General features: G+C 74.6%; 9 protein-coding genes and 1 pseudogene. 5 read left to right on the top strand and 5 right to left on the bottom strand.

Annotation, left to right across the window (positions count from 1 at the left end; genetic code table 11):
- Window positions 1–28: 28 nt before the first annotated feature.
- Complete coding sequence (locus MTO91_RS26400; RefSeq protein WP_251783360.1) at window positions 29–454, top strand: CBS domain-containing protein; 426 nt, start codon at window positions 29–31, stop codon at window positions 452–454.
- A 66-nt stretch (window positions 455–520) separates the two neighbouring features.
- Here the strand turns inward: MTO91_RS26400 and MTO91_RS26395 are convergent, their stop codons facing one another.
- Window positions 521–2359 (bottom strand): acyl-CoA dehydrogenase, encoded by a 1839-nt coding sequence (locus MTO91_RS26395; protein ID WP_476653147.1) that lies wholly within the window; start codon window positions 2357–2359, stop codon window positions 521–523.
- A gap of 252 nt (window positions 2360–2611) precedes the next feature.
- Here MTO91_RS26395 and MTO91_RS26390 point away from each other — a divergent pair, with 252 nt between their 5' ends.
- Window positions 2612–3793: a peptidoglycan recognition protein family protein gene (locus MTO91_RS26390; protein ID WP_476653146.1), complete on the top strand. Its 1182-nt coding sequence runs from the start codon at window positions 2612–2614 to the stop codon at window positions 3791–3793.
- A gap of 62 nt (window positions 3794–3855) precedes the next feature.
- Entirely contained in the window at window positions 3856–5043 is a 1188-nt protein-coding gene (locus MTO91_RS26385) for a methyltransferase domain-containing protein (RefSeq protein WP_476653145.1), read from the top strand.
- On the opposite strand, the gene MTO91_RS26380 is transcribed toward MTO91_RS26385, so the two are convergent.
- Window positions 5015–5668 (bottom strand): 2-C-methyl-D-erythritol 4-phosphate cytidylyltransferase, encoded by a 654-nt coding sequence (locus MTO91_RS26380; RefSeq protein WP_476653144.1) that lies wholly within the window; start codon window positions 5666–5668, stop codon window positions 5015–5017. The two genes, MTO91_RS26385 and MTO91_RS26380, sit on opposite strands and share 29 nt — an antisense overlap.
- 106 nt (window positions 5669–5774) lie before the next feature.
- Here MTO91_RS26380 and MTO91_RS26375 point away from each other — a divergent pair, with 106 nt between their 5' ends.
- Window positions 5775–8369, top strand: a complete 2595-nt coding sequence (locus MTO91_RS26375) for a helix-turn-helix transcriptional regulator (protein ID WP_476653143.1) — start codon at window positions 5775–5777, stop codon at window positions 8367–8369.
- A 9-nt stretch (window positions 8370–8378) separates the two neighbouring features.
- Here MTO91_RS26375 and MTO91_RS26370 read toward each other — a convergent pair.
- Window positions 8379–9169: pseudogene (locus tag MTO91_RS26370) on the bottom strand (SDR family NAD(P)-dependent oxidoreductase).
- Between the two features lie 148 nt (window positions 9170–9317).
- On the opposite strand from MTO91_RS26370, the gene MTO91_RS26365 reads away from it, so the two are divergent.
- Window positions 9318–9767: a MarR family winged helix-turn-helix transcriptional regulator gene (locus tag MTO91_RS26365; protein WP_062398878.1), complete on the top strand. Its 450-nt coding sequence runs from the start codon at window positions 9318–9320 to the stop codon at window positions 9765–9767.
- An 18-nt stretch (window positions 9768–9785) separates the two neighbouring features.
- On the opposite strand, the gene MTO91_RS26360 is transcribed toward MTO91_RS26365, so the two are convergent.
- The gene (locus tag MTO91_RS26360; protein ID WP_476653141.1) at window positions 9786–11264 is read right to left on the bottom strand and encodes a dynamin family protein; all 1479 of its coding nucleotides are present in this window, start codon (window positions 11262–11264) and stop codon (window positions 9786–9788) included.
- Window positions 11261–13090: a dynamin family protein gene (locus tag MTO91_RS26355; RefSeq protein WP_083658704.1), complete on the bottom strand. Its 1830-nt coding sequence runs from the start codon at window positions 13088–13090 to the stop codon at window positions 11261–11263. The genes MTO91_RS26360 and MTO91_RS26355 overlap by 4 nt, the downstream gene beginning before the upstream one ends.
- Between the last annotated feature and the right edge of the window lie 116 nt (window positions 13091–13206).

The following is a 13206-nucleotide window of genomic DNA, read 5'->3' as shown; positions in this document are numbered from 1 at the left end:
GTCGGACAGCGAGGGATCGGGGTACCCCATGCGCATCGCGGACGTTCTGAGGAACAAGGGCAGCGCGGTCAGCACCGTGGCGCCGGAGGACTCGATGGGCGAGGTGCTGCGCGCGATCGCCGAGCGGAACCTCGGCGCACTGCCCGTCGTCGACGGGGACCGGCTGGTCGGCATCGTCTCCGAGCGGGACGTGGTGCGCCGGCTGCACAGCCACGGTGCCGCGCTGCTCGACGCGCGGGTGGCCGAGGTGATGACCACCGAGGTGGTCACCTGCTCGCCCGACGACGGCGTCGGCGACCTCGCCCGGGTCATGACCGACCGCCGGGTGCGGCACCTGCCGGTGATCGTCGACGGGGCGCTGGCCGGGATCGTGTCCATCGGCGACCTGGTCAAGGCCCGGATGGACATGCTGGAGCAGGAGCGCGAGCAGCTGGAGAGCTACATCGCGCAGTAGGGGCGCGACGAGGAAGGGCCCCGGGCGGGGAGTCCGCGCCCGGGGCCCTTCGTCATCGGGGCCGGATCAGAACGAGGCCTCGTCGAGCTCCATGAGCTCGTTGTCGGCGTTCGCGATGATCGCCTTGTCCGAGGTCAGGCGGGGCAGCACGGACTTCGCGAAGAAGGTCGCGACGCCGACCTTGCCCTCGTAGAAGGCCCGGTCCTTCGCGGAGACGCCGTCGGTGCCCAGCGCGGCGAGCGCGACGGTGGCCTGGCGCAGCAGCAGCCAGCCGACGAGCAGGTCGCCGACCGCCATCAGTAGCCGCACGGTGTGCTGGCCGACCTTGTACAGCTCGGTGACGTCCTTGGTGGAGCCGTAGAGGTAGCCGGTCAGCGTGCCGAGCATCCCCTGCACGTCGGTCAGCGCGGTGCGCAGGAGTTCGCGCTCCTCCTTGAGCCGGCCGTTGCCCGCGTCGGAGTCGATGAACGCCTGGACCTCGCCCGCGACGTGCGCGAGCGCCTGGCCGTTGTCCCGGACGATCTTGCGGAACAGGAAGTCCTGGGACTGGATCGCGGTGGTGCCCTCGTAGAGGGAGTCGATCTTGGCGTCCCGGATGTACTGCTCGATCGGGTAGTCCTGCAGGAAGCCCGACCCGCCCAGGGTCTGCAGCGACTGCACGAGCTGCTCGGTGGCGCGCTCGGAGCCGACGCCCTTCACGATCGGCAGCAGCAGGTCGTTGACCTTCTCCGCGAGCTCGGTGCTGATCCCGCTGCCCTCGTCGCCGAGGCGCACCCGGTCCTGGAAGGTCGCGGTGTAGATGTAGACGGCGCGCATGCCCTCGGCGTACGCCTTCTGCAGCATCAGGCTGCGGCGCACATCCGGGTGGTGGGTGATCGTGACGCGCGGCGCGGTCTTGTCGGTCATCTTCGTCAGGTCCGCGCCCTGGACGCGCTCCTTGGCGAACTCGAGCGCGTTCAGGTAGCCGGTCGACAGGGTGCCGATGGCCTTGGTGCCGACCATCATCCGGGCGTACTCGATGACCTGGAACATCTGGGCGATGCCGTCGTGCACGTCGCCGAGCAGCCAGCCGACGGCCGGGGTGCCGTGCGCCCCGAAGGTCAGCTCGCAGGTCGTGGAGGCCTTGAGGCCCATCTTGTGCTCGACGTTGGTCACGAAGGCGCCGTTGCGCTCGCCCGGCTCGCCGGTCCCGCTGTCGAAGTGGAACTTCGGCACCAGGAACAGCGACAGGCCCTTGGTGCCCGGCTTTCCGCCCTCGGGGCGGGCCAGCACCAGGTGCATGATGTTCTCGGTGAAGTCCTGCTCCGCCGAGGTGATGAAGCGCTTCACGCCCTCGATGTGCCAGGTGCCGTCGTCCTGCTGGATCGCCTTGGTGCGGCCGGCGCCGACGTCGGAGCCCGCGTCCGGCTCGGTCAGCACCATGGTGGCGCCCCAGCCGCGGTCGATCATCAGCTGGGCCCAGCGCTTCTGCTCCTCGTTGCCGTTCGCGTGGAGGATCGAGGCGAAGTTCGGGCCGGCCATGTACATGAAGATGGCCGGGTTGGAGCCGCACATCAGCTCGGCGGCGGCCCACTGCACGGACGGCGGGATGCCCATGCCGCCCAGCTCGTTCGGCAGGCCGAGGCGCCACCATTCGCCGTCCCAGAGGACCTTGTAGGCGTCCTTGAGCTCCTGCGGGGTGGTGACCGTGTGGTCCTCGGGGTGGAAGACCGGCGGGTTGCGGTCGATCGTGGCGTAGTGCTCGGCGAGCGGGCCGGTGCAGACGGTCGACAGCTCCGACAGCACGCCCTTGGCGGTGTCGACGTCGACGTCCTCGAAGGGTCCCGTTCCGAGGTGGTCCTGTACCTCGAACACCTCGAAGAGGTTGAACTCGAGGTCGCGCACGTTGCTCTTGTAGTGGCCCATCCGTCCTTCACCGCCGTTCGTGCCAGGGCCGATCGACTTACCGGCCGGTAACTGACTCCAGAGTATTACCGACCGGTAACAAGAGCAAGGTGCAGCTGCGTTGTCAGGGACCGCCCACCCGTGTGACGCGCTCGACCGGCGCGCCCGCACCGTCCTCTTCCCGTGAACCGAGAGAATGCGGAGTCGCACGGGACGGATGTGGCGTGTGTGACGGAGGCGGTGCCGGCGGTGCCGCCGAAGGGGGCAGCAGCGATGGGCGAGCCGGGACAGAGCTGGAGCCGCCGCGGGCTGCTGGTCGGGGGTGCGGTCGCCGGCGCGGGCCTGGTCCTGCCCGGCCGGGCGTTCGCCGGGCCGCCGCCGACCACCGACCCCGCTCCGCCCGCCACGGATCCGGTGCCCGGCCCGTCGGCCGTCCCGGGGCCGGACGGCATGCCCGGCCCGGCCGGTGCCGGTCCGCTGGCCGAGGGCGTGCCGGTCCCCTACATCGCGCGCTGCTTCGAGTGGGGCGCGCGCAAGCCGAAGTTCCCGCCGAAGATCTGGGACCGGCGCCCGATCCGGATCCTGGTGCACCACACGGCCGGGGCGAACACGAACGACTACAGCGTCGGCGCCGCGCACCGGATGGCCAGGGCGATCCAGAACTACCACATGGACCGCAACGGCTGGCTCGACTCGGGGCAGCACTTCACGATCTCGCGCGGCGGGCACGTCATGGAGGGCAGGCTCTGGAGCCTCGGCGAGCTCAACGGGGGCCGCCGCGTCGTCGAGGGGGCGCACTCGCCCGGCCAGAACGTCATCGCGATCGGCATCGAGAACGAGGGCACCTACACGGGGGTCGACCCGACCCCGGCGCTGTGGAACTCGCTGCGCGTCACCTGCGCCTACATCTGCCTGCGCTACGGCATCGCCCCGACCGAGCTCTACGGCCACCGCGACTACCGCAACACCCTCTGCCCGGGTGACCGTCTCTACGCCGCGCTGCCCCGGCTGCGCCGCGAGGTGGCGGGGCTGCTGGGCAGGCGGCTCTCGCGCACCGAGTCGACCAAGGCGAGCTGGCCGCTGCTGCGCACCGGCGATCGCGGCCCGATGGTCGAGGCGGCCCAGTACCTGCTGCGCGACGCCGGGTCGCTGACCGGGAAGCCCGACGGCCGGTTCGACGACCGCACCGCGGCCGCGGTGAGCGAGTTCCAGCGCGCGCACCGCGCCGACGACGTCAACGGCCTGCTCGGCGGGGAGACCTGGCCGGAGCTGGCCCGCACGGTGCGCGCGGGGACCGAGGACGACGCCGCCCGTGCCGTCGAGGTGCTCGCGGCGGCACGACGGGTGGAGAGCGTGCCCGACGTCGTCGACCACCCGCAGTGGCAGAAGCTGCTCGGGACCTCCGGCAGCGCCGTCCCGGACGCGCAGGACCCGCAGGGCGTGCTGAACCGCTGAGGGCCCGGTCCCGGGCGGAGCGCGCGCACGGACGGGTGACGGCCTGCCGCTAGTCTCGCCCGGTGCTGAACCGCTGCCCCGCGTGCGACGCGCCCGCGAGCGACCCGTTCTTCTCCGCGACCGGGCTGCCGGTGCACGGCACCGCGGTGCTCCCCGACCCGGTCTCGGCGCGTTCCGTGGCCACCGGTGACCAGGTGCTCGTGCTGTGCGAGCGCTGCGGGCTGGTGTTCAACCGCGACTTCGACCCGGGGCTGCTCGACTACACCGGCGACCACGAGGAGTCCCAGCACCACTCCCCCCGTTTCGCCGCCTACGCCGCGGAGGTCACCGCGGACTGGGTGGCGCGGTTCGGGCTGGCCGGGCGGCACGTCGTCGAGGTGGGGTGCGGGTCCGGTGACTTCGCCGCCGAGCTGCTCGGCGCCGGCGTCGGCCGGGTGACCGGGATCGACCCGCACTTCGTGCCGCAGCGGGTCCGCCCGGAGCTGGCGGGCCGGCTCACCGCCGTCCCCGCGGAGTTCGTCCGTGACCAGGTCGAGCCGGACACCGCCGCCCTGGTCTGCCGGCACACCCTGGAGCACATCCCCGACCTCGCCGTCTTCGGCGCGGAGCTGTACGCCGGGCTGCGTCGCGGCGGCGGCCGGGCGCTGCTCGCCGAGGTACCCGACCTGGGCCGGATCCTCGACGAGGGCGCCTTCTGGGACCTGCAGTACGAGCACTGCTCCTACTTCACCCCGGCGACCATGGGGACGTTCCTGACCGGGGTCGGCTTCTCCGACCCGCAGGTGCGGCTGACCTACGCCGACCAGTACGTCGTCGCCGAGGCGGGTCCGGACGGGACGCCGGGCGCGCCCGAGCTGGAGCCGCACCTGCGCGAGGCGCTGCGCAGCGCCTGCCGGGACTTCGCGACCCGGGTGTCGGACCAGGTCGGACGCTGGCGGGAGTGGCTCGGCGGCCGGGCCGCGACCGGCGACGAGGTGGTCGTCTGGGGCGGCGGGGCGAAGGGGCTGACCTTCCTCAACGTCGTCGAGGGCGGTGCGGAGGGGACCGGCGCGGTCGGCGCGGTCGTCGACATCAACCCCGGCCTGCAGAGGCGTTTCATGGGCGGGCTCGGGCTGCCGATCCGCGCCCCGAAGGACCTGCTGGACTCGCCCCCGCGGTCGGTGCTGCTGATGAACCCGGTCTACACCGGCGAGGTCCGCGCCACGCTCGACGAGCTGGGGCTCACCTCCACCGAGTTGCTGGCGGTGTAGCCAGGCGCCGGACGACGGCCAGGTCCTCCGGGCTCGCGACGTGCAGGTTCGCCGGGTCCCCCGGCACCGTCACCACGCGGTGGCCGAGCGCGGCGAGCATCCCGGAGTTCTCCACCGGCCGGGGCGCGTCGGCGTGCGCGGCACGCAGGACGTCCGCGCGGAACGCCTGCGGCGACTGCGTGAGGACCGCGTCCTGCTTGGGGAGGGTGTCGACGACGACGCCGTCGCGCACTCGCTGCACCACCTCCAGCAGCGGGACCACCGGCACCGCCCCGTCGGCGCCCGCCCGCACGGCCTCGACCACCTCGGTGAAGATCCGGTCGGCGGCGAGCGGGTGCGCCGGGTCGGCGAGAACCAGGACCCCCGCCTCGGCGGGCACGACGGCCAGCCCGGCCCGCAGGGACTCCGACTGGTGGTCCCCGCCGACGGCGAGCGCGTCGACCGGCTCGCCGTCCCAGTCCACCCCGGGCGGCAGCACCAGTGCGACCCGGTCACAGGTGCGCCGGGCGGCGGCGACGGTGTGGTCGACCAGCCGGGACCCGGCCAGCTCGTCGAGCTGCTTCAGCCGGCCGTAACGGAGCCCCCGGCCGCCCGCCAGCACGATCGCCCACACGTGGTCACGCACTCCGGTGATCCTGCCGGGTCCGGCGCGGGAACCGGACACCGCACCCGATAGCCTCGGCCGTCCCCGATCGGGCGACCCGATCGGGCGACGGGAGGGGCGGACGAGGATGGCGGCACCGACGACGTCCCCCACGCCCGCCGCGTCGACCGGCCCGCTCGCCGGGGCCCCCGCCGCGGTCGCGCTGGTCCGGGCCGTCGCCGAGGACCCGGACGCACCGCGCCTGGTGGCCGTCACCGGTCCCGCCGGTGCGGGCAAGTCGACCGTGCTGCGCGAGCTGGTCCGGGTGTGGACCGAGGCCGGCGCCGGGCAGGACGTCACGGTCGTCGACGACGCCCACGAGCTCGGCGACGACGAGCTCGCCGACCTGCGCGGGCGCGCGGGCCGTCCGGGCGCCCGGCTGGTCGTCGCGTTCCGTCCGTGGCCGCGCAGCCGCGCGCTGGCCCGGCTCGGCGCGACGCTGGCCGCCGCCGCGCCGCCGCTGGTCCTGGGCGCGCTCGACGCCGCCGGGATCGCCGCCCGGGCCGCCCGCGTCGCCGGGGTCCGGATCTCCGACGAGGCCGTCCGGGTCGTCGCCGAGCGCACCGCCGGGGCCCCGGTGCTGGTCGACCGGCTGCTCGCCCACGGACGGGTCGGCGGTCCGGTGCCGCCGCAGCTCGCCGAGCAGATCGGCTACGCCGTCGACGCCGAGGACCCGCGGGTGGTCGAGCTGGTCACCGCGCTCGCGCTCGGCGCCCCCGTCGACGGCGAGGTGCTCGTCCCGCTGCTCGGGATCTCCGACGCGGCCGGCATCGGCGTCGGCGCCGAGATCGCCGAGCTCGACGAGCTGTCCGGCCGGGCCGTCGCCGCCGGGCTCTGCACCCCCGACGGGCGGGTCGTGCCGCTGGTCGCCGAGGCCACCCGCACCCGGGTCGCGCCGGCCCGGCGGGCCGAGCTGCGCCGCCACCTCGCCGAGATCGAGCTCGACCGTGGCGGGAGCGTGCTCGCCGTCGCCCGCACCCTGCGCGGGTCCGGGGCCACCGGGGAGCGCGCCGCCGCGGTGTTCCGGGCCGCCGCGGCCGAGGCGGCCCGCGCGGAGAGCCCGGACGCGGTCCGGTTCTACGCCGAGGCCGTCGCCGCGGGGGCGCCCCCGCTGACCGTCGCCGCGCACCGCGCGCAGGCCCACCTGGTCGCCGGGGACCTCGACGGCGCGCTCGGGCACGCGGACTCGGTGCTGTCCGCGACCGACGCCGTCGAGGCCACCGACGCCGTCCGCGCCGGGTCGGTCGCGGCCGCCGTCCTCGCCCGGCGGGGGCTGCTGGCACGCAGCGCGGAGCTGTACCGGTGGACCGCGGCGGTGTCCGGGGAGCGCCCGCCCGCGGCGGCCGTGCCCGTGCTGATCGGGACCGGGGCGCTGGAGGAGGCCCGCGCCGTCGTCGGGGTCGACGGCTCCGGGTTCGTCGCCGGCCGCGCGCCCACCCTCGTCGACGGCGCCGACGACCTCACCGCCCGCGGCATGCTCGACTCGGTCGAGGGCTCCCCGACCGCCGCGCTGTCCGGCCTGGCCCGCGCCGCCGGTCTGCTGGAGACCGCGCACGGCGCCGCGCTGCTGCCCGACACCCCGGCCGCGCTGGCCGCGCTGGTGGCCGTGCACACCGGGGAGTTCGACGTCGCCGCGTCCGTGCTGGACCGCGCCCTGCGGACCGGGCTCGGCGGGGCGCCCGCCCGGGCCCGGCACCGGCTGCTGCTCGGCTGGATCGCGCTGCTGCGCGGCGCGACCGGCCCGGCGTCGGAGCGGCTCGCCGCCGTCGACGCGGGCGACGACCCCCTCGAACCGCGTGACGAGTTCCTCGCCGCCGCGCTGCAGGTCGCGATCGCCCGCCGCCAGTCCGACCTCGGTGCGCTGATGCGGTCCTGGACGCGGGCCCGGCAGGCGATCGTCCGGCACCCGGTCGACCTCTACGTGCTGCAGCCGCTCGGGGAGCTGGTGACCGCGGCGTCGCGGCTGCGGGAGGAGAGCTGGGTGGCCCCGCACCTCGCCGAGGCCGACGCGCTGCTCGACCGGCTCGGCCGCCCCGCGCTGTGGGTCGCCCCGCTGCACTGGGCGCGGCTGCAGGCCGCGGTGCTCACCGACGACGTCGAGGCCGCCCGCGCCCGCTCCGACGAGCTGCAGAGCGCCGCCTGCGGCAGCCGCTTCGCCCACGCCATGGCGACGGCGGCCCCGCACTGGGTGGGCGTGCTGGAGGACCGGGTCGACGCGGCCGAGGTCGAGGCCGCCGCCCGCGGGCTGCACGCCGTCGGCCTGTCCTTCGACGGCGGCCGCCTCGCCGGGCAGGCGGCACTGCGGACCGGGGACCGGCGCGCGGTGTCGGCCCTGCTGGCCTGCGCGCGGGCGCTGCAGGCGGCGGGGACGGACCTGCGCCAGGGGACCGTCCCGCCCCCCGCGGAGGAGCCCGGCCCGGTCGCGGAGGAGCCCGCCGTCGCGGCCCCGGCGCCCGTCGAGGCCGCCCCGGAACCGTCCGGGTCGGGTCTGCTGTCCGAGCGCGAGCTGGAGGTCGCCGAGCTCGTCGTGCAGGGGCGCACCCAGCGCGAGATCGGTGAGGCGCTGTTCATCTCGGCGAAGACCGTCGAGCACCACGTGGCCCGGATGCGCCAGCGTCTCGGCGTGGGCGGCCGCAGCGAGCTGCTCGACGAGCTCCGCCGGATCCTGGGCGACCGCGGCTGACCCGCCCGGTCAGGGCAGGATCGAGTCGACGTAGCCGCCGTCCACGCGGACCGCGGCCCCGGTCGTGGCCGAGACCAGCGGCGACGCCAGGTAGGTCACCATGTGGGCGATCTCCTCGGGCTCGATCAGCCGCTGGATCAGCGACTGGGGCCGGTGGGCGCGCATGAACTCGCGCTGCGCCTCGTCCCAGGGCAGGGCCGGGTCCACCAGCTGGTACACGAGGTCCTCGACGCCCGCGGTGTGCGTCGGCCCGGCGATCACCGAGTTGACGGTGACGCCGCTGTCGGCCGCCTCCTTGGCGAACCCGCGGGACAGCGCGAGCAGCGCCGTCTTGGACACGCCGTAGTGGATCATCTCGGCCGGGATGACGACCGCAGAGTCGCTGGCGATGTTCTGGATGCGGCCCCGGCCGCGGTCGCGCATGCCGGGCAGGTAGGTCCGGATCAGGCGGGCCGCGGTCAGGACGTTGACCTCGAAGTAGCGGCGCCAGTCCTCGTCGGTGATGGTGAGGGCTTCCTGGGCACCGAAGACGCCCAGATTGTTGACCAGGACGTCGACCTCGGGCAGCTCCGTCGCCAGGGTCGCGGTGCCGTCGTCGGTGGTGACGTCGGTGCCACGCCGACGACCTCTCCGCCGGACTCGTCGCGCACCCGGGCGACGGCCGCGTCGACCCGTTCCGCGGTCCGGCCGTTGACCGCGACCCGGGCGCCCGCGCGGGCGAGGTCGACGGCGATGGCGAGTCCGATGCCCTGGGTGGAGCCGGTGACGAGGGCGGTCCGGCCGGTGAGGTCGAGGTGCATGGCTGTCTCTTTCCAGGAGTCGGGGTGGCCGTCTCGTATCGTGGTGTCGGCACGTGCAACAGTCGGCGCACGCCGGTAGTTGCACACGCTGGTTATTGCCGACGCCGACTACGTAGCACCGTGACCCGGGCCGAAGGGGAGGCACACCATGTCGCTCGACGACGACGCGGTCGAGACGCGGGCGCGGGGGTGGCGCACCCTGGCCGCCCTGCACGCCCGGCTGGAGGACGACCTGGAGCGGGCGTTGCAGCGCTCCTACGGGCTGTCGGTGGTGGAGTACACCGTGCTCGACGCGCTGGCCCGCCAGGACGGCTTCCACCTGCGGATGGCCCAGCTCTCGTCGGTGGTCGTGCTCAGCCAGTCGGCGACGACCCGGCTGGTCGGCAGGCTGGAGGACCGGGGGCTGCTGCAGCGGTACCTGTGCCCCACCGACCGCCGCGGGATCTACACCGAGCTCACCGAGCAGGGACGCCGGCTCCTGGAGAGCGCCCGTCCGGGCCACGACCGGGCGTTGGAGCAGGCGCTGGCCGACGCGGCGACGCGCCCCGAGCTGGCCCCGCTGGTCGCGGCGCTGCACGCCCTCGACGCGACGCCCTGATCCCTCGGCCCTGATCCCTCAGTGGTGCGCGTGCGTGCGGGACGCCTCGGCGAGCAGCCCCTCGCAGGACCGCACCACGATCCGCGCGGCCTCCGCCGACGCCCGCCCGGTCAGCGGGCTCTCCGCCCGCCGCCTCCAGCGGCGCAGCGCCTCGGAGGCGGCGTCGTGGACCTCGCGCGGACCCGCGGCGCCGTCGAGCCCGAGCCGGGCCGCAGCCGAGCCGCCCTCGCCGCCGAGCAGCCGTTCGGCGTCGGCGAGCGCCTCGGGCGGGAACACGATCTTGCCGGCGCGCAGGTCGGCCAGCGCCCGCAGCTCGACGAACTCGTGCGCTCCGGCCAGGATCCGCTCCACCTCGGTACGCAGGGCGGCCGTCGCCGGCCGGGGCTCGCGGGTCAGCACGAGGTCGACCGCGAGCAGCGCGGAGCGGGCCTTGAGCAGGTCGCGGCGCTCGGAGAACTGGGTGTCGAGCACCGAGCGCAGCTCGTCGAGCCCGGAGCGGCGCACCAGGTCGTCGGCCAGCGCGGTCGGGTCCGTCACGCCCTGCCGGATCAGCGTCGTCCCCAGCCGGACCCCGAAGAGGCCGAACCGCTCCAGCAGCGCGATCCGGGTGGCGGCGTCGGGCCGGTCGAGCTCGGTGCGCCCGAACCGGTCGGCCGACAGCAGCAGCGCCTCGACATCGGCCCGCGGCAGCGCCGCCAGCTCGGTCAGCGCGACGTACTCGTCCTGGCGCATCGTGCGGGCGGTCTCGGCGAGCAGCCCGGCGACGGCGACGACGGTCTGGCACAGCCCGCGCAGCTTGTCGTCGCCGCGGTAGCGCCGCGCGATCCGGCGGGCCGACACGAGCGCGTCGAGCCGGCCGACGCCGATCTCGTCGGCGCGGGAGAGCACCGCGATGGTGTTCACCGGGGTCGCGCGGGCGACGCCGCGGTCGTGGAAGGCCTCCAGGAACCGCACGTCGCCGGCGTGCAGGTGACGCATCAGGTAGACGACGGCGTCGGCGGGCGACGGCGTGTCCTCCGGCGTCAGGAACTCCCCGGCCCGGCCGGCCGCATCGGCGGTCAGCGACCCGATGCCGGGGGTGTCGATGAGATTGGTGCGCCGCAGGTGCTGTGACGGCCAGTCGACGTGCAGCCGGTCGACGTCCTCCACCCGGGCGCCCTGCAGGTCGATCTGCAGCGCGCCGTCGCGCCGGGCCAGGGTGAGGGCGCGGTCCGCACCGGAGCGCAGGTGCATCCGCACGCCCGGGGCGGGCGCGTCGGCGTACCAGGTGACGATGCGGGTGCACTCGCCTGCGTCGGTGGGGGCGATCCGCTCGCCGACCAGGGCGTTGAGCAGCGTGGACTTGCCGGCCTTGACCTTGCCGGCGATCGCGACGCGCAGCGGCTCGTCGAACCGCTCCAGATGGTGGCGCAGCCACCCGGCGGCCTGCGGCGAGTCCCCGTAGGCGTCCAGGGTGCGGCGCAGCAGCGCACGGGTCTGGTCGGTCAGCGCGCTCACGCGGACGCCTCCGCCCCGGCCGCCGCGGCCAGCGCGCGGGCCCGCTCGGCGAGGCCGGACACCCGCTTCAGCTCGGCCTCCAGGTCCGCGACGCGCTTCTGCCGCGACGCGTCGTCCTTCAGCGCGGTCTGGGCGGCCGAGACCGACTCCTTCAACGCGTCGGACAGCTCGTCGGCGACGGTGGTGAAGTGGTCGCGCAGGTCGCGCTGGATCCGGCGCAGGTTGTCCCGCGAGTCCTTGCCGACCTGGAAGGTGACCTCGTCGATGTGGCGGCGCACCGCGTTCTTCGACTCGGCCTGGCGACGCTGCTTCATGCGCTTCTTCTCGTCGCGCACGGTCTTGGCACCGAACAGCAGTCCCGCGCCGACCGAGACCGGATTGAGCAGAGCGAACCCGGCGACGGTCGAGGCCAGGCCGAGCATCAGCATGCCGCCGTAGCCACCGCGGGCGCCGACGAAGAGCTTCTGGCCGACGCCGAACTTCTCGTCCGCGGGCATGTCCAGCGGGTCCACCAGGCCGGCCACCGACCCGCCGGCCACGCGGAGTTCGGGCAGCGTGACGTCGACGGCCTCCGCGAAGTGGTCGGCGACCTGCTCGGCCAGCCAGCGGGCCCGCTCGGTGGTCCACACGAAGTTCTGCGCGACGGCGTGGGCGACCTGCTTGTGGAACCACTCGGCGAACTGTTCCCAGATGTCGGCCGGGTCGGCGTCCTCGAGCAGCTGCTCGGCGTCGCGCGAGACCGCCCGCAGCCGGTCGCGCAGGTCGTAGTCGATGTCGGCGATGAGGTCGGCGACGCCGTCGTTCAGCGTGGTCTGCCAGCGTGCGGACCGCTGACGCAGCCCGTCGACGCGTGACCGGGCCGACTCCAGCTCACGGGCGAGCTGCCCGGCCTTCTCGGGGTCGTTCTGCGACATGAGCTCGGCACGCATCGTCGACTCCAGCGCCTGGCAGGTGACCAGTACGTCCTGGCTGGTCGAGCGGCGGTCCAGGTCGTCGGCGGCGGAGACGACCTTGCGCAGCAGGAAGCTGGTGAGCGCCTGGAAGCCGGACTCCGCGATGAGGTCGAGGTCCTGGGTACGGGCCGCGTGCAGCCGCAGTGCGGAGGAGACCGGCAGCAGCCGGGCGTCGATCCCGGCGGTCCGCAGGTGACCCTCGTCCAGCTCCACGATGCGGCGCCAGTGCGGGTAGAGGTCGGTCTTGGTGACGACGCAGGCGACATTGGGGCACAGCTTGCGCGCCGCCTGCAGGAACTCCAGCTCCGGAGCTGTGTACTCCTGGCTGGCGTCGGAGACCAGCAGCACGGCGTCCGCCGTGGGCAGGGCCGACATCGTGGCCGCACCGTGGGCCGACCCCAGGCCACCGACCCCGGGGGTGTCCACGAGTGCGAGCCCGCTCTGCAGGAGCTTGCGGGGCAGCGTCACCTCGGCGCGGGTCAGGCCGGCGCGGTTGCCCGGGTTGCCGCCCTCGGACACGTGGTCCGCGAGCTCGTCCAACCCGACGACCGTCCGCTCGGCCTTCTCGGCCACGGCCCCGTCGGTACCGGCGATCTCACGGACCAGCGTCACCGACGTCTCCTCGCCGAAGCGGACGAGGGTCGGCACGGCGGTGGCGATGTCGTCGTCGACGGGACAGACGGCGGCGTTCACCAGGGCGTTCACGAGCTGGCTCTTGCCCTGCTTGAACTCGCCCACCACGAGGACCCGGACCACCGGGTCCGACAGCCTGGTCCTGGTCTGGCGCAGCCGGGGAGCGAGGTCGGGACGGTCGTAGGCCGTGACCGCCTTGAGGGCGAGGTCGACCAGCGCGACCGCCTCCGGTACCGCCACGTGCGTTGCGCCCCCCATCGCTCCGGAGCGGTGCGGTCACCGCTCGTCGCGTCGCTGTCATGGATACACCAACGTCATCGGCCCCGGTCACCCACGTGAGGGTGGCCGGGGCCGAT

The organism is Pseudonocardia sp. 2-7, from assembly GCF_056341085.1.
The sequence above is the reverse complement of the archived record's forward strand: the minus strand, read 5'-3'. Positions and strand labels throughout refer to the sequence as shown.

Excerpts from the sequence above, each read along its gene's own strand:
- MTO91_RS26390 (WP_476653146.1), top strand. The coding sequence starts at position 2,612 with ATGGGCGAGCCGGGACAGAGCTGGAGCCGCCGCGGGCTGCTGGTCGGG.
- MTO91_RS26375 (WP_476653143.1), top strand. The coding sequence starts at position 5,775 with ATGGCGGCACCGACGACGTCCCCCACGCCCGCCGCGTCGACCGGCCCG.
- MTO91_RS26400 (WP_251783360.1), top strand. The coding sequence starts at position 29 with ATGCGCATCGCGGACGTTCTGAGGAACAAGGGCAGCGCGGTCAGCACC.
- MTO91_RS26365 (WP_062398878.1), top strand. The coding sequence starts at position 9,318 with ATGTCGCTCGACGACGACGCGGTCGAGACGCGGGCGCGGGGGTGGCGC.
- MTO91_RS26395 (WP_476653147.1), bottom strand. The coding sequence starts at position 2,359 with ATGGGCCACTACAAGAGCAACGTGCGCGACCTCGAGTTCAACCTCTTC.